At 44.7% G+C, this 24,453-nt stretch carries 17 protein-coding genes, 3 rRNA genes and 1 riboswitch; of the genes, 7 read left to right on the forward strand and 13 right to left on the reverse strand.

Annotated features, from left to right (window positions below; translation table 11 throughout):
* Positions 1-159: 159 nt before the first annotated feature.
* The 4 genes from C5Z26_RS07170 to C5Z26_RS07185 form a co-directional block, all read right to left on the reverse strand.
* Positions 160-420, reverse strand: coding sequence for a DUF2187 domain-containing protein (locus C5Z26_RS07170; RefSeq protein WP_105449290.1), 261 nt, complete (start codon positions 418-420; stop codon positions 160-162).
* Positions 421-570: 150 nt separating this feature from the next.
* Positions 571-687 (reverse strand): 5S ribosomal RNA (gene rrf, locus C5Z26_RS07175).
* A 74-nt stretch (positions 688-761) separates the two neighbouring features.
* Positions 762-3,682 (reverse strand): 23S ribosomal RNA (locus C5Z26_RS07180).
* A gap of 206 nt (positions 3,683-3,888) precedes the next feature.
* Positions 3,889-5,462, reverse strand: a 16S ribosomal RNA gene (locus C5Z26_RS07185).
* Together the 16S, 23S and 5S rRNA genes form the textbook arrangement of a ribosomal RNA operon.
* 479 nt (positions 5,463-5,941) lie before the next feature.
* Here C5Z26_RS07185 and C5Z26_RS07190 point away from each other — a divergent pair.
* Positions 5,942-6,460, forward strand: a complete 519-nt coding sequence (locus C5Z26_RS07190; RefSeq protein ID WP_105449291.1) for a VanZ family protein — start codon at positions 5,942-5,944, stop codon at positions 6,458-6,460.
* Positions 6,461-6,519: 59 nt separating this feature from the next.
* On the opposite strand, the gene C5Z26_RS07195 is transcribed toward C5Z26_RS07190, so the two are convergent.
* Entirely contained in the window at positions 6,520-7,503 is a 984-nt protein-coding gene (locus C5Z26_RS07195) for a serine hydrolase domain-containing protein (protein ID WP_105449292.1), read from the reverse strand.
* A 769-nt stretch (positions 7,504-8,272) separates the two neighbouring features.
* Here C5Z26_RS07195 and C5Z26_RS07200 point away from each other — a divergent pair.
* Together C5Z26_RS07200 and C5Z26_RS07205 are read left to right on the forward strand one after the other, a co-directional pair.
* A complete protein-coding gene (locus C5Z26_RS07200) occupies positions 8,273-9,193 on the forward strand; it encodes an aldo/keto reductase (protein WP_105449293.1) in 921 nt (306 codons plus the stop codon).
* A gap of 293 nt (positions 9,194-9,486) precedes the next feature.
* Entirely contained in the window at positions 9,487-9,906 is a 420-nt protein-coding gene (locus tag C5Z26_RS07205; protein WP_105449294.1) for a hypothetical protein, read from the forward strand.
* A 158-nt stretch (positions 9,907-10,064) separates the two neighbouring features.
* Here the strand turns inward: C5Z26_RS07205 and C5Z26_RS07210 are convergent, their stop codons facing one another.
* Entirely contained in the window at positions 10,065-11,729 is a 1,665-nt protein-coding gene (locus tag C5Z26_RS07210; protein ID WP_105449295.1) for a BCCT family transporter, read from the reverse strand.
* A gap of 813 nt (positions 11,730-12,542) precedes the next feature.
* Here C5Z26_RS07210 and C5Z26_RS07215 point away from each other — a divergent pair.
* Both C5Z26_RS07215 and C5Z26_RS12540 read left to right on the forward strand, forming a co-directional pair.
* Positions 12,543-14,336, forward strand: coding sequence for a heavy metal translocating P-type ATPase (locus tag C5Z26_RS07215; protein WP_105449296.1), 1,794 nt, complete (start codon positions 12,543-12,545; stop codon positions 14,334-14,336).
* 27 nt (positions 14,337-14,363) lie between these two features.
* Positions 14,364-14,537 (forward strand): hypothetical protein, encoded by a 174-nt coding sequence (locus C5Z26_RS12540; protein ID WP_199774960.1) that lies wholly within the window; start codon positions 14,364-14,366, stop codon positions 14,535-14,537.
* 63 nt (positions 14,538-14,600) lie between these two features.
* On the opposite strand, the gene ade is transcribed toward C5Z26_RS12540, so the two are convergent.
* Positions 14,601-16,277 carry an adenine deaminase gene (gene ade, locus C5Z26_RS07220; protein ID WP_105449297.1) on the reverse strand — a complete coding sequence of 559 codons (1,677 nt, stop codon included), beginning with the start codon at positions 16,275-16,277 and terminating at the stop codon, positions 14,601-14,603.
* Positions 16,278-16,342: 65 nt separating this feature from the next.
* A riboswitch (purine riboswitch) is annotated at positions 16,343-16,441 on the reverse strand.
* Between the two features lie 147 nt (positions 16,442-16,588).
* On the opposite strand from ade, the gene C5Z26_RS07225 reads away from it, so the two are divergent.
* Positions 16,589-17,671, forward strand: a complete 1,083-nt coding sequence (locus tag C5Z26_RS07225; RefSeq protein WP_234005651.1) for an SIS domain-containing protein — start codon at positions 16,589-16,591, stop codon at positions 17,669-17,671.
* Between the two features lie 48 nt (positions 17,672-17,719).
* Here C5Z26_RS07225 and nhaC read toward each other — a convergent pair whose 3' ends face one another.
* From nhaC to C5Z26_RS07240, 3 genes are all read right to left on the reverse strand, one after another.
* Positions 17,720-19,150, reverse strand: a complete 1,431-nt coding sequence (gene nhaC, locus C5Z26_RS07230; RefSeq protein WP_105449299.1) for a Na+/H+ antiporter NhaC — start codon at positions 19,148-19,150, stop codon at positions 17,720-17,722.
* Between the two features lie 353 nt (positions 19,151-19,503).
* Positions 19,504-20,493, reverse strand: a complete 990-nt coding sequence (locus C5Z26_RS07235; protein WP_105449300.1) for a 2-hydroxyacid dehydrogenase family protein — start codon at positions 20,491-20,493, stop codon at positions 19,504-19,506.
* An 84-nt stretch (positions 20,494-20,577) separates the two neighbouring features.
* On the reverse strand, positions 20,578-21,474 hold the full coding sequence (locus C5Z26_RS07240) for an alpha/beta hydrolase (RefSeq protein ID WP_105449301.1): 897 nt from the start codon (positions 21,472-21,474) through the stop codon (positions 20,578-20,580).
* A 219-nt stretch (positions 21,475-21,693) separates the two neighbouring features.
* Between C5Z26_RS07240 and C5Z26_RS07245 the strand changes: the two genes are divergently transcribed.
* Entirely contained in the window at positions 21,694-22,194 is a 501-nt protein-coding gene (locus C5Z26_RS07245; RefSeq protein ID WP_105449302.1) for a phosphatidylglycerophosphatase A family protein, read from the forward strand.
* A 123-nt stretch (positions 22,195-22,317) separates the two neighbouring features.
* Here C5Z26_RS07245 and C5Z26_RS07250 read toward each other — a convergent pair whose 3' ends face one another.
* From C5Z26_RS07250 to rbsK, 3 genes are all read right to left on the reverse strand, one after another.
* On the reverse strand, positions 22,318-22,722 hold the full coding sequence (locus tag C5Z26_RS07250; RefSeq protein ID WP_105449303.1) for a Spx/MgsR family RNA polymerase-binding regulatory protein: 405 nt from the start codon (positions 22,720-22,722) through the stop codon (positions 22,318-22,320).
* A 208-nt stretch (positions 22,723-22,930) separates the two neighbouring features.
* Positions 22,931-23,305, reverse strand: a complete 375-nt coding sequence (locus C5Z26_RS07255; RefSeq protein WP_105449304.1) for a DUF488 domain-containing protein — start codon at positions 23,303-23,305, stop codon at positions 22,931-22,933.
* Between the two features lie 219 nt (positions 23,306-23,524).
* The gene (gene rbsK, locus C5Z26_RS07260) at positions 23,525-24,445 is read right to left on the reverse strand and encodes a ribokinase (protein ID WP_105449305.1); all 921 of its coding nucleotides are present in this window, start codon (positions 24,443-24,445) and stop codon (positions 23,525-23,527) included.
* Between the last annotated feature and the right edge of the window lie 8 nt (positions 24,446-24,453).

Raw genomic sequence — 24,453 nt, forward strand, 5'->3', positions numbered from 1 at the left:
CGATTCTATTGTACCTATTTACTGCCGTGATGTACAGGTTTGACTACGTATTCTTCAAATTAGTTGGTCGACTCACAAAAAAGGAGTTTGGGATGATCCCAAACTCGGGCTTTATACTTCTAATACCCACAGATTTTGTTTCCCAACACTAATTTAACTTTATTCTGCTAGCATTGCTGGACTAACTGCACGCATTTGTGCTTTTTCTTGAGCACTGGGTTCTGCTAGGTGCATCTTTTTTAGCGCTATCACCGCTCGATACTGTAATTCGACCACATTAACATCATCTCGCCGATCATAGTGCGTAATGGTTACATAGGCCGCATGCTCATATATTTTTTCAACTTTAGCAAAAAAATCATAATCAGTATTACCGTTTTTTTGACACTTCACCCAATCACCAACTGTAATTTCAGCCATGCCTATCACTCCATTTCATAAAATATGCTAATAACATAGCACTGAATTACCGGAATAACAATTATTGGCCCTAATTAGTTCTCTCACTCAACAATCAAAACAATTTTTGAACACAAAAAAAAGGAACCGAATTAATCGATTCCTTCGTTTGCATGGCAACGTCCTACCCTCGCAGGGAGCGATCCCCCAACTACTCTCGGCGCTAAGAAGCTTAACTTCTGTGTTCGACATGGGAACAGGTGTATCCTTCTTGCCATCGTCGCCACACTATTGAGAAACTTGTGCTCTCAAAACTAGCTAATATCAAATTGTATTTTTCATCTTACCGGAACACCAATTACTTGGTTAAGTCCTCGACCGATTAGTATTAGTCCGCTTCACACGTCACCGTGCTGCCACTTCTAACCTATCTACCTGATCATCTTTCAGGGGTCTTACTTCCATAAAGGAATGGGAAATCTCATCTCGAGGTGTGTTTCACACTTAGATGCTTTCAGCGTTTATCACATCCATACGTAGCTACCCAGCGATGCGCCTGGCGGCACAACTGGTACACCAGAGGTATGTCCATCCCGGTCCTCTCGTACTAAGGACAGATCCTCTCAAATTTCCTACGCCCGCGACGGATAGGGACCGAACTGTCTCACGACGTTCTGAACCCAGCTCGCGTACCGCTTTAATGGGCGAACAGCCCAACCCTTGGGACCGACTACAGCCCCAGGATGCGATGAGCCGACATCGAGGTGCCAAACCTCCCCGTCGATGTGGACTCTTGGGGGAGATAAGCCTGTTATCCCCAGGGTAGCTTTTATCCGTTGAGCGATGGCCCTTCCATACGGTACCACCGGATCACTAAGCCCGACTTTCGTCCCTGCTCGACCTGTCTGTCTCGCAGTCAAGCTCCCTTGTGCCTTTACACTCTGCGAATGATTTCCAACCATTCTGAGGGAACCTTTGGGCGCCTCCGTTACTCTTTAGGAGGCGACCGCCCCAGTCAAACTGCCCACCTGACACTGTCTCCCACCACGCTAAGTGGTGTGGGTTAGAGTGGTCATACAGCGAGGGTAGTATCCCACCAACGCCTCCACCGAAACTAGCGTTCCGGTTTCTATGGCTCCTACCTATCCTGTACAAGCTGTACAAACACTCAATATCAAGCTACAGTAAAGCTCCATGGGGTCTTTCCGTCCTGTCGCGGGTAGTCCGCATCTTCACGGACAATATAATTTCACCGAGTCTCTCGTTGAGACAGTGCCCAGATCGTTACGCCTTTCGTGCGGGTCGGAACTTACCCGACAAGGAATTTCGCTACCTTAGGACCGTTATAGTTACGGCCGCCGTTTACTGGGGCTTCAATTCTGAGCTTCGCCGAAGCTAACCCATCCTTTTAACCTTCCAGCACCGGGCAGGCGTCAGCCCCTATACGTCATCTTACGATTTTGCAGAGACCTGTGTTTTTGATAAACAGTCGCCTGGGCCTATTCACTGCGGCTGATCTTGCGATCAGCACCCCTTCTCCCGAAGTTACGGGGTCATTTTGCCGAGTTCCTTAACGAGAGTTCACTCGCTCACCTTAGGATTCTCTCCTCGACTACCTGTGTTGGTTTGCGGTACGGGTAGTTAAATACTCACTAGAAGCTTTTCTCGGCAGTGTGACATCAGACGCTTCGCTACTAAATTTCGCTCCCCATCACAACTTGTCCTTAAATTGATAAGCATTTGACTCATCAAAAGACTTGTTGCTTGGACATCCTAATCCAACAGGATGCACATCTTAGCCTACTGCGTCCCTCCATCGTTCAAACGCATTTAACTAGTACAGAAATATCAATCTGTTATCCATCGTCTACGCCTCTCGGCCTCGACTTAGGTCCCGACTAACCCTGGGAGGACGAGCCTTCCCCAGGAAACCTTAGTCATTCGGTGGATGGGATTCTCACCCATCTTTCGCTACTCATACCGGCATTCTCACTTCTAAGCGCTCCACAAGTCCTCACGATCTTGCTTCACCGCCCTTAGAACGCTCTCCTATCACGTGACCTAATGGTCACATCCACAGTTTCGGTAGTATACTTAGCCCCGGTACATTTTCGGCGCAGAATCACTCGACTAGTGAGCTATTACGCACTCTTTAAATGGTGGCTGCTTCTGAGCCAACATCCTAGTTGTCTGTGCAACTCCACATCCTTTTCCACTTAGTATACATTTAGGGACCTTAACTGGTGATCTGGGCTGTTCCCCTTTCGACGGTGGATCTTATCACTCATCGTCTGACTCCCGGATATGAATCAATGGCATTCGGAGTTTATCTGAATTCAGTAACCCAAGACGGGCCCCTAGTCCAAATAGTGCTCTACCTCCATGATCCTTCATCCGAGGCTAGCCCTAAAGCTATTTCGGAGAGAACCAGCTATCTCCAAGTTCGTTTGGAATTTCACCGCTATCCACACCTCATCCCAGCAATTTTCAACTTACACGGGTTCGGTCCTCCAGTGCGTTTTACCGCACCTTCAACCTGGACATGGATAGGTCACCTGGTTTCGGGTCTACAACCTCGTACTAAAAACGCCCATTTCAGACTCGCTTTCGCTACGGCTCCGACTTTTAAGTCTTAACCTTGCACGGGATCGTAACTCGCCGGTTCATTCTACAAAAGGCACGCCATCACGCATTAACGCGCTCTGACTTATTGTAGGCACATGGTTTCAGGAACTATTTCACTCCCCTTCCGGGGTGCTTTTCACCTTTCCCTCACGGTACTGGTTCACTATCGGTCACTAGGGAGTATTTAGCCTTGGGAGATGGTCCTCCCGGATTCCGACGGAATTTCACGTGTTCCGCCGTACTCAGGATCCTGAACTGAGAACGTCTAATTTAATCTACTGGGCTATCACCATCTATGGCGGATTTTCCCAAATCCTTCGACTATCAAACGTTTTGGTAACTCAAATGTTCAGTCCTACAACCCCAAAGAGCAAGCTCTCTGGTTTGGGCTGTTCCCCGTTCGCTCGCCGCTACTTAGGGAATCGAAATTTCTTTATATTCCTGCTGCTAATGAGATGTTTCAGTTCACAGCGTTTACCTCCGACTAGACTATGTATTCATCTAGCGGTAACAGTTGATTAAAACTGCTGGGTTGCCCCATTCGGAAATCTCCGGATCATAGCTTACGTACAGCTCCCCGAAGCATATCGGTGTTAGTCCCGTCCTTCATCGGCTCCTAGTGCCAAGGCATTCACCATGCGCCCTTGTTAACTTAACCTCATTTTCCTAACGGAAAATGCGATTAATGAGTTTAGCGATTTAAAACTTCTTTAAAAAACTCAAAAAACGCGGTGTTCTCGGTTTAATTATGAAAAATTATATTTGATATTATCTAGTTTTCAAAGAACAAGTTTGAGAGTTAGACCTCTCAAAACTAAACAAAGTTTCAACAATCATGTGTAAGGTTTCCGTAATATTCCTTAGAAAGGAGGTGATCCAGCCGCAGGTTCTCCTACGGCTACCTTGTTACGACTTCACCCTAATCATCTGTCCCACCTTAGGCGGTTGGCTCCCGAAGGTTACCCCACCGACTTTGGGTGTTACAAACTCTCATGGTGTGACGGGCGGTGTGTACAAGGCCCGGGAACGTATTCACCGCGGCATGCTGATCCGCGATTACTAGCGATTCCGACTTCATGTAGGCGAGTTGCAGCCTACAATCCGAACTGAGAATGGCTTTAAGAGATTAGCTTGCTCTCGCGAGTTCGCAACTCGTTGTACCATCCATTGTAGCACGTGTGTAGCCCAGGTCATAAGGGGCATGATGATTTGACGTCATCCCCACCTTCCTCCGGTTTGTCACCGGCAGTCTCACCAGAGTGCCCAACTTAATGCTGGCAACTGATAATAAGGGTTGCGCTCGTTGCGGGACTTAACCCAACATCTCACGACACGAGCTGACGACAACCATGCACCACCTGTATCCATGTCCCCGAAGGGAACGTCTAATCTCTTAGATTTGCATAGTATGTCAAGACCTGGTAAGGTTCTTCGCGTAGCTTCGAATTAAACCACATGCTCCACCGCTTGTGCGGGCCCCCGTCAATTCCTTTGAGTTTCAGTCTTGCGACCGTACTCCCCAGGCGGAATGCTTAATGCGTTAGCTGCAGCACTGAAGGGCGGAAACCCTCCAACACTTAGCATTCATCGTTTACGGTATGGACTACCAGGGTATCTAATCCTGTTTGCTACCCATACTTTCGAGCCTCAGCGTCAGTTGCAGACCAGACAGCCGCCTTCGCCACTGGTGTTCTTCCATATATCTACGCATTTCACCGCTACACATGGAGTTCCACTGTCCTCTTCTGCACTCAAGTTTCCCAGTTTCCGATGCACTTCTTCGGTTGAGCCGAAGGCTTTCACATCAGACTTAAAAAACCGCCTGCGCTCGCTTTACGCCCAATAAATCCGGATAACGCTTGCCACCTACGTATTACCGCGGCTGCTGGCACGTAGTTAGCCGTGGCTTTCTGGTTAAATACCGTCAATACCTGAACAGTTACTCTCAGATATGTTCTTCTTTAACAACAGAGTTTTACGAGCCGAAACCCTTCTTCACTCACGCGGCGTTGCTCCATCAGACTTTCGTCCATTGTGGAAGATTCCCTACTGCTGCCTCCCGTAGGAGTTTGGGCCGTGTCTCAGTCCCAATGTGGCCGATTACCCTCTCAGGTCGGCTACGTATCATTGCCATGGTGAGCCGTTACCCCACCATCTAGCTAATACGCCGCGGGACCATCCAAAAGTGATAGCCGAAGCCATCTTTCAAACTCAGACCATGCGGTCCGAGTTATTATGCGGTATTAGCATCTGTTTCCAGGTGTTATCCCCCACTTCTGGGCAGGTTTCCCACGTGTTACTCACCAGTTCGCCACTCACTCAAATGCTATATCACTCAGGTGCAAGCACCGTCATTCAATAGCCAGAGTTCGTTCGACTTGCATGTATTAGGCACGCCGCCAGCGTTCATCCTGAGCCAGGATCAAACTCTCAAATTAATGATGAGTTCTAAAAAAGCTCATTTAGTACTTGATTTAAAAATTGTTTGTTTACGAATTGACTTCGCAAATGTTTGCTACCAATTCAAGAATTGATAGACCCTACACATTTGATTTGTCGAAACTTTGTTCAGTTTTCAAAGGTCTAATTCGTTGGTTGATTACCTCAACGCAACTTAATTATCTTAACATCTTGATTTCTTTTTGTCAACTTCTTTTTTTAATAGAATTAACAATCTCAAGCTGTTTGTTGCCGTTGTGACAACAGGAATAATCATATCAATTACTGAAGCAGTTGTCAACAACTAATTTCAATATTGTTTTTCGTATTCCTTGTCGCCGTAGCAGCAACGTGTACTAATATACCAACCACAGCCGAAACTGTCAACAACTTTTTACATCTTTTTTAATCAAGATAGCTTATCGACCAGTTCTTTCTTATAATAGAACCTATTAAACTTAACTAAGGAGTCCAATCCATGCAACCTACTTGGTACCCGTTTCTACTATTAACCGGTCTCGTCTTAATAATCGCTATTCATATCGCCCATCAAACTCAGCAGGGGCTGATACGACTAAAGTGTCTTAGTCTACTCGCTTTTCTCTGGGTACTCACGGCTTTTTGTTACACACCAACTGCTTACGACTTTGGTAGTAACGTCGTCTTGCACTACATCCAATGGGGACCCGTTAAACTAATTTTGAATCCTTTTCGCCACCTCGACATTGAGTTTTGGCTCAACGTCGTCTTAACTATGCCACTCGGCTTCTTACTTGGCTGGAATTTTCCACACTATTCCTGGCGTCGCATCATTGTCCTTGGTTTGATCACCGGCCTGACCCTTGAAACTGGACAATTCATTTTAGATTGGTTGGTTCACCTTAATCGTTGGGTTGAAGTTGATGACGTCTTAACTAATTGGACAGGTGTCATCATTGGATTCGGTAGTTTTCAGCTGCTAAGCCGCGTGCCAGGTGGGCGTTGGCTAAAAAAATAACTGTAAGACTTAAAAACCACGCTGGCAAAATTTGCCAACGTGGTTTTTGCTTTAACAAGCTATTCTTCAAAAAATAAGTCAAAAACATGTTGCCGATCTTGGTTCCAAACCTGATTATCGCTCGTCGGATAAACGCGGTTGGTCAAAACGACCAAGCCGAGTTGACGATCCAAATCAAACGCAATCGCTGGTCCGGTATAACCGGTATGCAGATACTGATGTTTACCTTGGCGTCGCTCCCAACCTAATGTTCGACCTTCAACATCATGCTCACCTAACCAATCAAAAACATTTTCATCTAAAACACGCTTACCTTGGTATTCGCCAAAATTCAACATCATTTCAACAAAAACTGTTAAATCCGTTAAAGTTGAAAACAAGCCGGCATGACCGCTCTCGCCATTAAGCAAGAATGCTTTATAATCATGGACTTGACCTTGGATTTGGCCGCGCCGTGGATCAAATTCCGTTGGGACAAACCGAATCTTGGGCCGATTCAAGTTATATCCGGTATTCGTCATCGCCAATGGATACAAGATATGATCTTGCACACTGCGCGCTAATGACCCATCTACCGTCCGAATAATCCAGCCTAAAATAATATAGCCTAAGTCTGAATAAACAACTTTTTCACCGGGAGCTTGTTGCAACTTAGCATCATAAACTGCCGTAATCAAGTCTTCTCGATTCATCCCAGATAGATTTTCAATGTCACTTGGCAAGCCACTCGTATGTAACAATAATTGCTTAATCGTTAATTGAGAATGTGCAAACCCAGGTAAGAAACGGGCCACTGAGTCATCCAATCGAATCGTATGGTCTGACAATAGTTGGAAAATCCGGGTGGTTGTGCCAACTACTTTCGTCACCGATGCCAAATCATATATCATAGAAGCATCTAGTCCGACTGCAAACTCACCATTACCTTGAACACCATGGTAGTACTGGTTAATCCCTTGTGGTGTAATCACACTAAACGACGCCCCATAAATATCACCAGCAGCAATACACTTATCAATATATTGTTCTATTTTTTCAATCACTCGTCACGAGCCTACCTTTCGTCATTGTACGCCCTTAGCTTTTAGGCTTCTCATACCCTTTTATCATAACGAAATTCCGAATAAAAGCAACGGCAAACATTTTTTAAAATTTAGAGACATTCCTATTGCAAACGCTTACTTTATCTGGTAGTATATTAAGTGAGGAAAGGTTATAACCCTCATTAGCAAGCTTCTCAATGAGTTTTGGTTGTCGCCATCACATTAGACAACTAGTCTTAACGTTTGGTCGTTACCGAGACCAGTCAGACGTCGTTAAGCGTTATCGGTCCAGTTACTTGCATTGGATGTCTGAACGTTGACCCTTAGACAAACGGTAACCGTTATTTGAACCAGCAACAAGTAACATCCGTACGGTTAGTTCCAAATTTCGACTCAGGTTGTAAAAATTTAAGCGGAGGTGCTGTCTGTCACGAAGACATTACCAAGTTTTAAGCGTAAGTTCGACTTTCGTTAGAATCCGTTTGACGAGTCATGAATCAAGTAAAAATTACTTTTGATCGACTAAAGCAGATCGCTACAGGAAATACGGGTTAGTCCGTTAGAAGTTGGACACACGTAAAATTGAATAGCATGAAGGTGTAACGTATTAAGAACACAGTACAATTAATAATTGCTAATCAGGATTATTCCTCATAAGTAGGACTCAAGTTGAGAAGCCTTGAGCCCTATTTTTTTGTCGTCTGCAATTGAAATCGTTTACACCACTAATATGAACTCGTATACTTGAGTCAAAATAGGAGGTCTTCCTTTGAAAAAAATTAATTTAGGTCAAAGTGGCATTCAAGCATCGGCCGTTGCCCTTGGCATTATGCGCATGAACGCCCTCGACGTTACCCAAGCAGCCCAAGTTTTAAAATCGGCAGTCGACTTAGGTATCAACTATATTGATGCAGCCGACATTTACGGCGACGGTCAGTCATCAACCATTTTTGGTCAAGCCTTAAAGCAGGCTAACATCACCCGTGACCAACTTTACATTCAGACTAAAGGCGGTATTGTTCCCGGTCAACGTTATGACTTCTCCAAACAACATCTCATTGATGCTGTTGATGGCGAGCTCAAACGCTTAGGTGTTGATTATTTAGATAGCTTTCTTCTTCATCGACCGGATCCATTGATGGAACCAGCCGAAGTGGCGGCGGCTTTCAATGACTTACAACGCGATGGTAAAGTACGGCATTTTGGGGTATCTAACTTCAACCCGATGCAAGTCGAGTTATTACAAGCAGCTCTAAGCCAACGCTTAATGATCAATCAGCTTCAATTTGGTGTCATGCACACTGGTCCAATCGACTTTGGCCTGCACACTAATATGCAAGACGACCGTAGTATCAACCACGATGGTGAAATCATTGAGTATTCACGGTTACACAACATGACCATTCAAGCATGGTCACCTTATCAATATGGTAATTTTGCTGGAATTTTCTTGGACAATCCTAAATTTCCAAAACTAAATGCGGCAATGCAGACCCTTGCAGATGCTAAGCAAGTTACCAAGAGTGCGATTGCAACCGCTTGGATTTTGCGCCACCCAGCACAAATTCAGGTTATCTTAGGGACGATGAATCCAAAACATCTCGCTGAAAATGCCGCTGGAGCAGCAATCGAGCTAACCCGCCAAGAATGGTATGATATCTACTTTGCAGCAGGCAATGACTTGCCATAAGCTATATTGGTTACCCTTTCAGCCTCAATAAAGCGACTTAAACAAATAATTGTTGTCAGAACCTTACGGATTCTTGCAGCAATTATTTTCTTTTGGCCGCCATTGTTAGCGGTCGTTTTAAGCTGCAACCCCCGTTTTCTTTAAATTTACCGTAAGAACGGCGAAAACCCAATAAATTCAAGCTTTTATATTTCGAATTTTAGTAAAAATGCGCTATCATTAATACAATGAGTTCTATTTTATGAAATAAATCAACTAATGATACCAATTGTACTTATCAAGGGAGCCCTGCTATGTCAAAATTCAACATTACACTCATCAACGCGGACCGCGCTAAGGCAATGCTGACGGAATATAAGGAACAACGCAACCTGTCCATTCCGCGGTTAGCCCATCCGGGTCGTTACATCTTACCAGACTACAAATTAACGCGGCGGCGGGCGGCTTTCAAAATCGTTAAACACACTTTTTTAACCCCGCATTATAAATCTTACGTTGCAATGGACTCTGATAACGGTCATACGTTATGGTTTCACAATTTCGGTTCATTAACTGAAGCCTTGTTTTGGTTAGAAACAGGCCTTAAAACTGGTGATACTGATTCCCACTCTAACTATAAAGAATGGACCGCAAAACACACTGACGAAATTGATACTTTCAAGCAAGATTTGCGTCAACATAAAAAGGCCCATCCCAAAAAGAAAAACAAGTAAACTCAAATAACCTAAGGAGCGCCCCTTCAAACTGATTCAGTCTGGTGGGACAATCCTTAGGTTGTTTTTTATCAAAATCAGGGTTTGAGACCAACGCCTCAAACCCTGATTATTATTTCTTTTTTAAAAGATACTATCTATAGAAGCTAGTTTGAAACTCAATCCGTTTCTTGGGCTGATTTTTGCGTGCGTTTTTCACTGGCGTAGTCCGTCTTAGTCGAGATCTCAACATCCCGAGCAATCGCAGTCCGCCGCGCAATCACCGCCGCCTTAGCATTGGCCTTCGCCGCTGCTTTGACCGGATCGGCAGTTAAATCATGGTACAGCGAGTATAACAAGATTAAACAAACCGCAATCAGTGGAAAACCAGACATCGCACAAATCGACTGAATCGCTTTAAAGCCACCGACTGTCACCAAGCCCAGTGAGAATAGTAAGAAGATAACGACCCAGCTCATACGATTAAAGCGACTCGGTTGTTGGCCAACTGACAATTCTTTACTCGTAAATGAAGCCGTGATAAAGGCAAATGAAGAAACGGTCGTTGCTAAAAAGATAAAGCATGATAGGCAGTATAACGCCAACATAATCATCTTAAATGGTAACGTCGTTAAAACGGCCGCAATCACCGCAGCTTGACCTTGAGTATTCAAAATGTGGACTAAATTGACAACCCCCATCTTTTGCAAATACAAGGCGTAGCCACCCAAAACGGCGTAGAAGCTGACACAGCCAAGTGAGCCCCACAACAACATGCCACCTAAAACTTGGCGAATGGTCCGACCACGTGAAATCCGAGCAATAAATAACCCCATCACTGGCATAAAGGATAACCACCAACCCCAATAAAAGATCGTCTGACTCTGCATCGCAGTCATTGCACCATTGGGAGCTGAGTTAAAGCTCAAGCTGACAAACTTATTAATAAATAAACCGATACTACTGGTTTCTGAATTCAAAATATAAAAGGTTGGTCCCACGACTAACACGACCACTAAAAAGCCAATCGCTAGCCAAATATGGGCAGAACTTAAGCGACCAATCCCACGCTTCAAGCCATTGAAGACCGCCATCGCAAAAATCACGAAGAGGATGGCAAACAGTCCTAACTTTAAAGTCATGGTATCAGCGATTCCGGTAACTTCACTCAATACTTTTGAAATCACTGGAATTTCCATCCCGACGGAGGTCCCAACTCCCCCCATAATCCCAATGATTACTAAGAAATCAATGACATTACGCGCAAGTCGTTTCCCCATCCCGGGACCCGCTAAAACAGAAATGGCGGCACTAAGCCGTTGCACTTTGACGTGTTTCACATACATGGCATACGAAATTCCAATGGTGGCTGGCGCAAACATCATCCACGCCATTGGTCCCCAATTGAATTGTCCCAGCATGTGTGCATAATTGTAAGCCGAAGCTGAAAACGGCTTAACTCCAAATGAAGGGCTCTGTAAATAACGCAAGGGATCCACGATACTCAACATTAAAATGCTGGCATCAATCCCCGTGGCATAAACCATACTGCCCCAATGGAACGTTGAAAATTCCGGTTTGTCCTTGGGACCGCCTAACTTGGTTTTACCTAATTTACTTAAGCCTAAGTAAATGAAAAAGATAAAGTTGATGACGTAAACGAGCATGTATAACCAGCTCATGTTACCGGTCAACCAGTTGAGAATCGACCCCAAACCGGTCTCTAATGACTTACCCCCGACTAACAAAAACACTGAAGCCGCAGCGAATAAGCCAATTGTCGGCAAATACACCCACCAATCAATATTCTTACTTTTTAAAATAATAAACCTGCTACTGAACATATACTTTCTATATAACTATTCGTGCTTCATCCTACCATGACCGGTAGTCCCCACGCGTTAATTTCCGACTAGCAATCGGTACACCCCTCCGAGCTAAATTCTCGCTCGAAGCACTCAGTACCCTCATCATAAGGTTCAAACGGCTTTGCATGACAAACTCTGTTTTTGCTAACTCAAAATCAGTAGCAGAATTTCCTTCTTTCCGTTGGTGAGTTCATCATGCGCCATACTGACATAAAACTGGACGTGAATCCGTCTTAAATTAATTGCCTCATCTACGTTGGCGTTCACCATACCTTTAGCGCTGATAGCTAGTACCAATGCCGATTAATCTCGTCGTCATCAGCACACCACGTAACGATTAATTGTTACATTATCTTGCTAATGGATAACCCCCTTGAACTCAGATAAGTTGTTTTTGGTTAGCGACCGCGTGTTGTAAAAAACCGGCCTCATCATACACAAAAAAATCGCACGACAGGGTAACAAGTTACCACCTGTACAGCGCGAGCGTCTTATACAAATGCTGATTTCAGTATTTATTCTGATATCTGATGTTCATGTATTAGTATACTAGTATAATACGATATGTAAAATGACCACGTTCGCAGACGTTTAAGCCTATCATGTTAGGCCTGACTCGGTTTTTAATGGCCTAAAAAGCCCCGATTTGCAGAAAATTAATTGTTTTTTCTGCAAATTATTAGTTTTTGTTTAGAATCATTCTTATCTATTTAAATAAGGCCATTTTCATGATAAGCTGTTACTATCAACAAAGAGAACGGTTGCATACCGGTGGAGGAGGAGTTTAACATGCGTCATTATTACAAATTAATTTTAACCATTAGTATTGGTGTCGTTGCTTTAGGCCTACAGTTTGGGTTACAACTGCCGTTGGCCGCCCAAATTATCATTACATTAATGGGGACCATCATGGCCTTATCAATGCTCGTGGAAATGATCAAAACATTGCGTACCGGTAAATACGGCGTTGATTTACTAGCCATTACCGCAATTGTCGCAACTTTGGCCGTTGGTGAATATTGGGCCAGCTTAGTCGTCTTAATCATGTTGACCGGTGGCGACTCCCTCGAGGACTTTGCTGCTAAGCGGGCCAACACGGAACTAAAAGCCTTGCTTGATAATTCACCTCAAGTTGCCCACCGCTTAACTGCCGAGCAATTAACTGACGTTACCGTCAATGCAGTTGCCGTGGGCGATCAATTAGTTGTTAAGCCGGGCGAATTAGTGCCCGTCGATGGTCACTTAATTCAAGGGACAGCGCTATTTGACGAATCCTCATTAACTGGGGAATCCAAGCCGATTGAAAAACAAGTTGGCGATGACCTAATGTCTGGCGCTGTAAACGGTGATAGTGCGGTGACCATGTTAGTTGACAAACGCGCCGCTGATAGTCAGTATCAACAGTTAGTCAAACTAGTCAAAGAATCCGAAGCGCGACCAGCCAAATTCGTTCGACTTGCTGATCGGTATGCCGTCCCTTTTACACTTGTGGCCTACGTCATTGCCGGGATTGCGTGGTTACTAAGCGGCGATCCGCATCGGTTTGCCGAAGTTTTGGTCGTCGCTTCACCTTGTCCATTAATTTTAGCCGCACCGGTTGCCTTAGTCTCTGGCATGAGCCGTACTAGTCGTAACGGGATTGTGGTAAAAACTGGTGATATGTTGGAAAAATTAGCCACTGCTAAGTCGGCTGCCTTTGATAAGACCGGCACCATTACCAGCGGCCAACTGACTGTAAACACGATTGTGCCGCAAGCAACCTTTACCGCCGCAACCGTCTTACATTTAGCCGCCAGCGCAGAACAAAATTCTAGTCATATTTTAGCTCGTTCGATTGTCAAATATGCTAATCAAACACCGCTAAGTCCAGTCACTGATTTAGAAGAAGTCACTGGTAATGGTGTCACAGCAACTGTCGATGGGCATGCCGTTAAAGTTGGCAAGCTAAAATTTGTGGCCCCAACGACGACCCAAACACCGTTAACAACAACGGCCATTTACGTGGCAATCGACGATCACTATGCCGGCTATATTACCTTTATTGACAACGTTCGACCAGAAGCAGCGGCGACTCTGCAGGCTTTACACGCGGGGGGCATCAAAAATATTATGATGCTTTCCGGCGATCAACGGGCGATTGCGGACCGAATTGCCGCTGAAGTCGGGATTGATACCGTCGCAGCCGACCTATTACCAGCTGATAAAATCAAAAATCTACAAGCACTGCCTAAAACCGAACGCCCGGTCATTATGGTCGGTGATGGCGTGAACGATGCCCCCTCACTGGCAGTGGCCGATGTCGGCATTGCGATGGGTGCCCACGGCTCAACTGCGGCCAGTGAATCGGCTGACGTGGTTATTTTGAAAGATGACCTCAGCCGTGTTGTCACCGCCGTTCAGATTTCAAAGGACACCATGCAGGTTGCCAAACAGGCCGTTTGGATTGGCATTGCGATTTGTACCATCCTGATGCTAATCGCCAGCACCGGGATTATCCCGGCACTGTTTGGGGCGATGCTTCAAGAAGTTGTCGATACGGTCTCAATCTTATGGGCCTTACGCGCGCTCCGTGACCGCCCTTAACCTCACTTAACTAATGGAGATGTTAACATGCCAGAATGGCTTTTGAACTGGTCTCAAGAATCTTTGATTTTCATTGTTGTGCTCACCTTTGTCGCCGTTATCCTTTTAAAATTGCCCTTACGGACTGCCATCCTAGTCGACTTTGGCTACATGATTATGGCGTTCCCCTTTGCTTGGCAAAAGCGACATCGGCACCAATAAAATAACTCAAAAAGAACGCTCGCAATTTCAAGTTGCGGGCGTTCTTTTTGGTAAAGTAGTCATTTAGTGTCGTTCAACTGGAATAAACTTAAATTGATCATAATCAAATAACCCACGATCAGTTAACTTTAAAGTTGGAATGACTGGTAGCGTCAAAAATGACAATGTTATAAAGGGATCAAACGTCATTGGCGTTGCACATAGCTGATTATAAGCAACTTTAATGGCCGCTAATTGTTGCGCGGCAACCCTATATGAAGCGGTTGATAGTAACCCACCAATTGGCAACGGCATCGTCGCTAAGACTTTTTGCGTGGTCGCCACTGCAATGCCACCATTCGTTTTTGTGAGTTGATTAATCGCCTGTAAAATGGCCGCATCCGACGTGCCAACCGCAACAATATTATGGGCATCATGCGCCACGGAGCCAGCTACGGCCCCTTGCTGCAGCTGAAAGCCATGAACTAACCCGACGCCGACTCGCCCCGTCTGATGATGACGTTCCACCACTACCATTTTTAAAATATCTTGGGTCAAATCAGCTTGAAATTCACCGGCTACGACTGGCACTTGCTTCACTAAGTGATCCGTTTCAATGTGATTTGGTTGCACGCCAATCACATTCACGTTGCCCGTCGTTAATGGCAGCTTCAAATCGGCTAGGGTTGTTTGCTGGTGCAAACGGGTCGCAGTAAACGGCAATGGCTGGGTGGCAGCCGCCGTCGTAATCCAGGTGCCATTTTTCATGGTACGCGCAATCTGCACCTTTTTGACATCCGTCAACACCACTAAGTCAGCCAATTGCCCTGGCGTTAAGCTGCCACGGTCATTCAATCGATGGGCTTTAGCGGCATGATAACTCGCCATGGTATAGGCTAACGCTGGCCGTATACCACTCGCAATCGCCAACTTAACATTGTAATCAATCGACCCTTCGGTAATTAAGTCAGCAATCGTTTTATCATCCGTACAAAACGCAAAGCGACCGGCATTAGCTTCGGTAACCGCCCCAATCGTCGCTTGCACATCACGTTCAACCGTCCCCTCCCGTAAGAAGACCCACATACCGGCTTTCACCCGTTCTAAGGCTTCAGTCACCGTGGTGCATTCATGATCCGTATCCAGGCCAGCATTGCGCATGACGCCTAATTGGTGGGCATTTAACCCGGCTGCATGCCCATCCGCATGGTAACCATGAGCTAATGCATCATGAATCTTAGCCATCGTGTCAGCATCACCGCGCGCAACTGCCCCGTAATCCATCACTTCAGCCAAGCCGTGGACTTCCGGTTCCGCGTACAACGGTCGTAAATCAGCCGCATGTAAAGTGGCGCCATTATCATCAAAAGGCACGCAGGGAACCGAAGATGGCAGCATAAAACAAACATCCAATAACGTTTGACGCGCATCATCAATGAGATATTTTATGCCAGCTACCCCAGCGACATTCGCCAACTCATGCGGGTCAGTCGCCACCGTGGTCACACCGTGCTTAAGAAGTACCTTCCCAAATTCACTCGGGGCAACCATGGCGCTTTCCATATGCACATGCGCATCAATTAGCCCAGGAACCACCCACTGACCAGTCGCATCAACGTGTTGACGTGCTTGATAAGGTTCGTCCTTTAGATTACTGATAATGTGCCCCTGATCAATCCACAAACTGGTCAGTTCAAACTCCCGGGTAAAGACATTCAACACTTGGGCGCCCGTAATTACCATATCAACTGTTTTTGTCACAACGTTCTCCTTCTGCCTATTGGAGAAAGCAAACGGGTCACCACGGCAAAAAGAGCTGTGATGACCCATCGACTCAATTCGCTTATAGTCCAGCATTTACGGTGCTGGGTAGAAACTCGCCATCCTTATCATGGCATTATATAGGCAATTCGTTTATTTTATAAATTTGTTTGTCAGTAACCTTAGCAGACTTCGATTTCAAATGCAACCGCCGTGAGTCTGACTAAGCATTGCTTTACTAACTGGAAGCGTTTATGCTATTAGCAACAAGCCAACTTGGCTCACTCAAACAATGTAAGGAGTTCCCTGTCATGAACAATCCAACGATGCTATCTTATATTCGCCGTGAACAAACGGTGCTCGGCCAATTATTGACCGGCTATACTGATCAGACCGACGCCGCCTTGGCACCGGCTCCCACTGAAACCACCCACTGGCTCATCTTAGCGACGGCTTCTAGTTTAAATGCTGCTCGCAGTGCCCAAGGCTATCTCCAAAAAATAGCTGCCGTGCAAGTAGAAGTGGTCGATGCTGAACACTACTTGCATTACGTGCCGGTCAATCCCTTGATTGACACCGTTATTGGGATTTCACTCAACGGTGAAGATGCTGCGGTCCTCGCTACGATTCAAAAAGTTAAAGCCCAAACCAATGTCTTTGTCTTAGCTTTAACGAGTCAATTAGACACCCCACTCGTTACGTTAGCTGATGCGAGCTTTGATCTTTTAACTGGTCACGAAACAAGCCCCTACATCACATTAAGTTATCAAGCCATCTTGCTAAGTCTGATGTTCTTGGGCCTGCGGAGTGCAACTAAGCGCCAACTCATTACCCCCTTCTTCGCCAACCAAGAACTAGACGAATTTGGCTTACTAATCGAACACATTAACGAAACCAGCCAGCGGGCCAGTGATTTCTACCGTAAATTCACCATTGATTTCGGCTTAGCCCCACAATTTACTAGTATTGGCGCCAGTGTGTTAGCTGGAACACTGGCCGAAGTTCAAACAAAGTTCACTGAAATCGTGCGTGTTCCCACCCACGGCTACACCTTAAATGCTTTCACTACCGGCGGTTATCTGGGCACCCATGACAATCATCGACAATTCTATATTGAACTCAATACAACTCCCAGCGTCATGGCAACCATGCAAGCGGTCAAGACTTATGAATCTCGTCTGACACCACATATCTACACGATTAGCTTGACTGGTGAGCAGCCAACTTTAAATGACGAACAAACCTTACAATTGCATCAAGTTGATGATGCGCTAAAAGCACCTTTATTAGCAATTATCCCGTTCCAAATTCTAGCTTGGTATATTGCTAAAGCTAAGGGTATTAACCTCGCACATCCAATTTTCACTGACTTTCAAGCCAGTTTACCAAAATAATCGATGACTACTAGCGGTTGGGCCAAGCCTCAACCGCTTTTTTACCCCCTAATCCATGTTATCAACTGGCTTTAACGACGCTTTAAGCTTGGTCGCTTGACCAACATGGGCTAATCCCAAACCAGTAAACCCACTGATTAATGACATCACTGGACAAAGTAAACTGAAAAACGCAAATGGCAAGTACTGAATCGTGGGCACGCCCAAGGTAGTCGTTAAAAAGACCCCGCCGACGCCCCATGGGACTAAGTAATTAATAACGGTCCCACCATCTTCAAGTACCCGGCCCAACGCCTGGTCTGCTAGTCCACCAGCATTAAACGCTTGGCGAAAAGCACGCCCTGGTAAAATAATGGACAAGAACTGTTCCCCAACTAATACATTAACGCCGATACAAGTGATGATGCCCGCCGTGACCAGCTTACCATCACTAGTTAACCGTTTGGCTAAGGGCGTCATCACCTGACCAATCAACCCAAACTTCATTAAGAGGCCACCTAGTGACAACGTCACCACAATTAAAGCGACCATACTCATCATGCTGACAATTCCACCACGTGACAACAAGGTATCGACACTTTGATTACCCGTCTTTGAGACAAAACCCGTATTAATAATCGCCGTTAATTTAGTCATCGAAAGCTGGGGCTGTTCAACCAAAATCAACCCTGCTGATACAAAGATATTCAATAGCATCGTTGGAATTGCCGGCATTTTGAACCCTGCACAGATAAAAACCAACACAATCGGCAACAAAGCCAACGCTGAAATACTAAAGTGCTGCGTCAAAACCGTCACCGTTTCATTTATTTTCGTCAAACTAGTGCTGCCCGTCGCACGTCCTAAAATGGCAAATAAAATCAGACTGATGCCACCAGCTGGTAAAGTACTCCACAGCAAGTGTTTAATGTGGGCAAACAAATCCGTGGCGACCACGGCTGAAGCTAAATTATTCGTTTCTGACAATGGCGATAATTTGTCGCCGAAAATACCACCACTAATAATGGCCCCGGCCACTAAGGCTGGATTCAAATTCATCGTCACGCCCATACCGAAGAAGGCAATGCCAACCGTGGAGGTCACTGTAAAAGCACTCCCAACTGCGGCGCCGACTAACGTGCAAACAATGAAAACAGAGGGCAAAAACCAATGGATGTTGATTAACCGAAAACCAATAACCATTAACGTTGGAATAGTCCCCGCTGCAATCCAAGTCGAAATCATCGCACCAATCAGAATAAAAATAAAAATTGGAATGATGCCTTGATCAATGCCTTCTTTAATTCCAGCATTCACGGCAGCCCACGGAAAACCTCGAAGCATCGCCCAGGCAGTCACAACCCCCATAGCTAGTAAAACTGGCACTTGTGGTGACAACCCCAACCCAATTACCCCCAAGCTCATAATTCCTAAGACAACTAGCAAGACAATCACTGCTTCAAGTGTACTAATTTTAGGTATTGTATTCGTTTTTTTCATTTTTACCACTCCTAATCTCATCTGCTGTAATAACCAGCGTTAAAGTCAAAAAAATCGTCCCTATTGTTCGTTAGAACAACAGGGACGATTAGACTAGTCGCGGTACCACCCAGATTGAGACTATTCAAAAAGCCTCCACTCACTAGAAGATAACGGCTCTAGTTATTATCCGTTCAGTCTGAAACTCGGTTACCGTATTTCGAACACAACCCCTGATCGGTTCGCAGCCCCCACCGACTTCCTGACACTCAGACTTGCTTCTACTTGATGTAACGTTTAACGTTCATTTATTAAGTTGTGGTTAACATTACCACTGATTATTTTAATCGTCAAGCAGTTGTTCTAATTGATTTTTAATCTTTCGGCTCAACCGGCGCTTCGACCCCATTCACGACAGCTTGCGGTGCTTGTCCGTTTAAAACCGCAATCGCATTCGTGGTCACAATCTTAGCCATCGCATCACGCGCTTCCACGGTGGCATTACCAATATGTGGCGTTAAAACCACGTTCTTTAACGCGGCGAATCCTGGGGTTAACTGTGGTTCTAATTCATACACATCTAACGCCGCCCCAGCTAATTGCTTGGTTTTTAATCGCGCTAGTAACGCCTTTTCATCCAATAATGGCCCACGGGCTGCATTGATCAAGTAGGTACTTGGGCGCATTAACTCAAGTTGTTCAGCGCCTAATAGATGTGTCGTCTCAGCGGTTAAGGGCGCATGTAGACTCACAACATCAGCTGTCTTTAACAACTCCGGTAACGTTAAATACGTCGCATCCGTCTTACTAGCCGTAAAAACATCTAAGGGTTGGCGTTGATAATACACGATTCGCATCCCAAATGCGTGCAATCGTTTCGCAACAGCTTGCCCAATGGCACCCATCCCAATAATTCCCAGCGTCTTGCCAGCAAGTTCATGACCTAAGAAGAAACAAGGGGCCCAACCCTCAAAGCCCGTCGTTCGCATGACCTGATCACCTTCAACAATTCGATGAGTCACGGCTAAAATCAACCCAACCGTTACTTCGGCAGTGCTAGCCGTCGAAACTCCGGGCGTATTAGTCACCGCAATCGCCTTAACAGCGGCATAATTAACATCAATATTATTAAAACCGGCCCCAAAATTGGCAATTAATTTTAGCTGGGGGGCTTGATCAATAACCGTTTGATCAACCTTGGTTGATAACGGCGTAATCAGTACCTCGGCATCCGCCACACCAGCAATTAAGTCGGCTTGGCTAATTAGCCCTGGCCCTTGATACATCTCAGGTTGATACCCAGCCGCTTGTAACGCTTCAATCCCACTCATCGGAATAACTGCTGAAATAAAAATTTTTGCCATGGTTGGCAACTTCCTTTCTACAACGAAAGGGCCTCGCTTGATTTAGCGCTGACCCTTTAACAATCGACTACTGACTATCCTTTATCACCATAAAAATGAAATCATGGATTTTGCTACTTTGGGATTCTGATTTAGCGCACAATGAGCTGCTGTGGCCCCACTATAGAAGTCTTCTTGATATTGTGCTAATTTGTCCCGTAATAAATAACTGACCGAGCGCGCCGAAGCTACCGAAACAAAGCCATCATTGTTGAAGCCATTATCCGTATCACCGATCACATTTAACAGTTTGACGTGTTGCGGAAAATTCTGTCGTTGCTTCAACATCGCAGCAAAATGTTGCGAAAACCGTACTGGCTTCGCAGCGACGGTCTGCGTTTGCGCTTCAGTCTCAGCATTCAGATACCCCGTCAAGCCATCAAAAGGCCCCGCAATCGTGACAACTTTCTGTAAGGTTGGTAAAGCCTGATCAGTGCCATACTTCAGCGCCTGATTCACAATATCATTGGCACCTAACGAATGACCCACAGCATTATAGCTAGTCACCCCATACTTTGTTTTCAATTGGACTAACACTTGGTGTAACCAATAAATCTGTGTTTTTTGTGGCGCATGATTATCTTGAAAGACCACTTGAACCATTGGATTCTTAATGGACTTGTGCCAGTAACCCTTAAACGCCATCACCCCATCTTTATAAACGTGGACGACCAATGCTTTTTGCGCGGCTCCCGCTTGCTCAGCCTGCTTAATCAAATAATTAGTCGAGGCTGCCCCACCGTTATAACCATGCAAAAAGACGGTCGCTGTACGCGACTTTTGATAGCGTTGACTTAAGCCGACCACAGTTGTTGGTTGCACGCGGCTGGTCACTTTTGTAATTTTAGTCTGATGACCACTGGCCCCAATTAGCACGACAGTTGCACCGATTACAAACGCCAATAGTAAAAATTGAATGGCTGTTCTAAATCGTTTCAACAAAAGTCACCGCTTCCCCCATCATCATTTATCAGTCCTATTCTATGATTGCTTAATTAATATTGTAATGTTTCTATTATGCCACAAAACAACGCCACTGTGTCACTTGCGGTTAAGCGCTGAAACCCTTTAATACCGTTTTATTAGTAATAACCGTATAATTAATTTTGACGGCTAAGCACGTTCGCTTAACCAACATTTTAATTATCATTGGAGGGCATTATGTATAATAAAGCATTTAAGTATCCTGATAAAGCCGCTTACGAATTTGTCATCAAAGCGCTGGCCGCTAAGGGCATCACTTATAAAGAAATTGCGCAAATCACTTATAAGTTGCAAATTAAGTATGTCCCCGAACTAACCATCGCCGAATGTGAAACAGAAGCCCAAGAAGTCTTGCATAAGCGTGAACTCCTCAATAATGCAATGGTCGCCTTGGAATTGGATCGGCTAGCCACTGAAGGCCAGCTCAAAGAACCCCTCCAAGCCATCGTTGCTAATGACGCCGGTGTTTTTGGCGTCGATGAGGGCCTAGCACTCAACATGGCCAATATTTACGGAACCATTGGTGTCACTAATTATGGCTACGTGGACAAAGTTAAAGAAGGCGTCATCAAAAAACTAGATACTGATAAATCTGGCGTTGTTAATACCTTTATTGACGACCTCGTCGGGGCTATTGCCGCCGCGGTAGCCGCTAAAATTGCGCATAAATACGCTTAATTTCGAAAAAAAGCGTAAGAGCCGCTAACTGTCATCATCAGTTTATGATGACAGTTAGCGGCTCTTTATTTAATTTTTTTCAGGATGCCCCAAATCAATCCAATTGGTTGGAACTGGTTCGCTTTAAGCCATTTGGTGTTCTGATAATGATTTCATCTTTAGATACCGTTGTTCGCGTGGAATAAACATCCGAATTTCATCTTGGTTGAACCCACAAAGTAAGCGATGGTCATCAAAAATAATTGGCCGCCGTAATAATTGTGGTGTCTGGCTCAACACATGGACTGCTTCACTTAACGGCATATCTTCAATCGGTGTCGTCTTACTTAATTGCCGATAAGCATTCGACTTAGTACTAATTAAATCGTCAATGCCATTATAAGTGTACTGCAATAAATGTTTAATTTCGACTTCGGTCAAAGGCTGGGCATTCATATTGCGTTCATGGAACGGAATTCGATGCTCTAATAACCAGCGATGGGCTTTGCGACAACTTGCGGTACTTGGTAACACACATAAGTTTATCATATTATTTTCCCCAATCTTGCTTGCCTCACAGTGCAACCCCCATTATTGTGCACTGTAATAGTTGACGTCATTAATTAACGCCTTAATCATAGCAAAATTTATATCCAATTACTAGCTTTTACGGGAAAATAAATTAAATAATTTAATTACCGCAGTTTAGCTGCCGTTATATTCCAAATTTATCAGCGTACCTATCAATTTTTTTATATTAATCAGCAGGACAATCACTTTGTTGCATCAAATACGTCCTTAACACAATTGCTTGATTATAATGTTCATCCTTAGCGCCATAGAGCAAAATGACATTGTTTTTTTTAAGTTCATGATTGACGAGCTGACAAAAGTCCGAGCTCAAAGGGTTATTTTCAAGTTCACTTAAGTAACGTTTTTTAAACACCGGATATTTTTCGGGTTCATGATTGAACCATTGTCGTAATTCCGTTGACGGCGCAATCGTTTTCACCCAATCGTCTAACTGGGCATTAACTTTAGAAATTCCACGCGGCCACAACCGATCCACCAAAATTCGATAGCCATCCAAGTCCACTGGTTTAGTATAAATACGTTCTACTCTTAATTTCACCCTGCACAACTCCCTTAATTAGTCAGATTAACACCCGCTGCTAACCCTATTATAACGCATCATTTCAACGAAATAATGTAACCGAAACCAATAATTTGAACAGTACTGGCAACCGTGGGATAAATGCTCGTTTTCCCCCCTTGATTAGTTCAAAAAAACGAACGTCAGCTTTAAGCTGGCGCTCGTTTTTTGTCGCATTTAAAACTACCCTCGACCGTTTTAAACGGGCTGGGTCAGCATATCTGTTAATTCCATAGCAGTTGGATAGGACTTTTGTGTTCCCTTCTTAGTAACCGTCATTGCAGCATATTGGTTCGCATGTTGTAATGCAGTTGGGATTGATTCACCCTTAGCATAATAGTGAGAAAAGCTCCCGATAAACGAATCTCCAGCCCCAGTTGTATCAACAGCCTTAACCTTCATTCCGGGGACTAATTCAGAATGTCCCTTTGTAATCCATAAAGCGCCTTTGCTACCTAACGTGATAATTAAATTACCAACACCACGGTCAATCAAATTTTCGGCTGCTAATGTAATCTCATCTAAATTACTAGTTGGCATACCGGTTAATGTGGCTAATTCAGTTTCATTAGGGGTAAAGAAAGCGACCTTAGAAACATAATTAATATTCAAATCTTCATTAGCCGGTGCCGGATTAAGTAAAACTGGTACGTCATATTTCACACCAAGATCAATCGCATGATAGTTAGTTTCTAATGAGATTTCCTGTTGCAAGACGATTAACTTTGATTGCTTAATTAAATCAATCTTAGCATCCAGAATAGCCGGCGTTAGCTCTTTATTAGCCCCTTTGATAATCAAAATACGATTATCACTCGTTGGATCAACAAAGATTGGCGCAACGCCGCTAGCCTGATGTCCAATACCAATACCGTCAGTACGAATACCACTAGCTTGATAGTTGCTTAATTGTTGTTTACCAAAATCATCATTACCTACCATTGTAATAAAATTCACATCTGAGCCTAACCGTGCAGCAGCCATCGCTTGATTGGCACCCTTACCTCCGAAACCCATTTCAAATTCTGGCGCTTCAATTGTTTCACCTTCAATTGGCATCCGATCGACATAAGCAGTTAAATCAATCATATTTGAACCAATTACTGTAATATCTGCCATTACTTACT

The organism is Lactobacillus sp. CBA3606 (assembly GCF_002970935.1).
Taxonomy (GTDB): domain Bacteria; phylum Bacillota; class Bacilli; order Lactobacillales; family Lactobacillaceae; genus Lactiplantibacillus.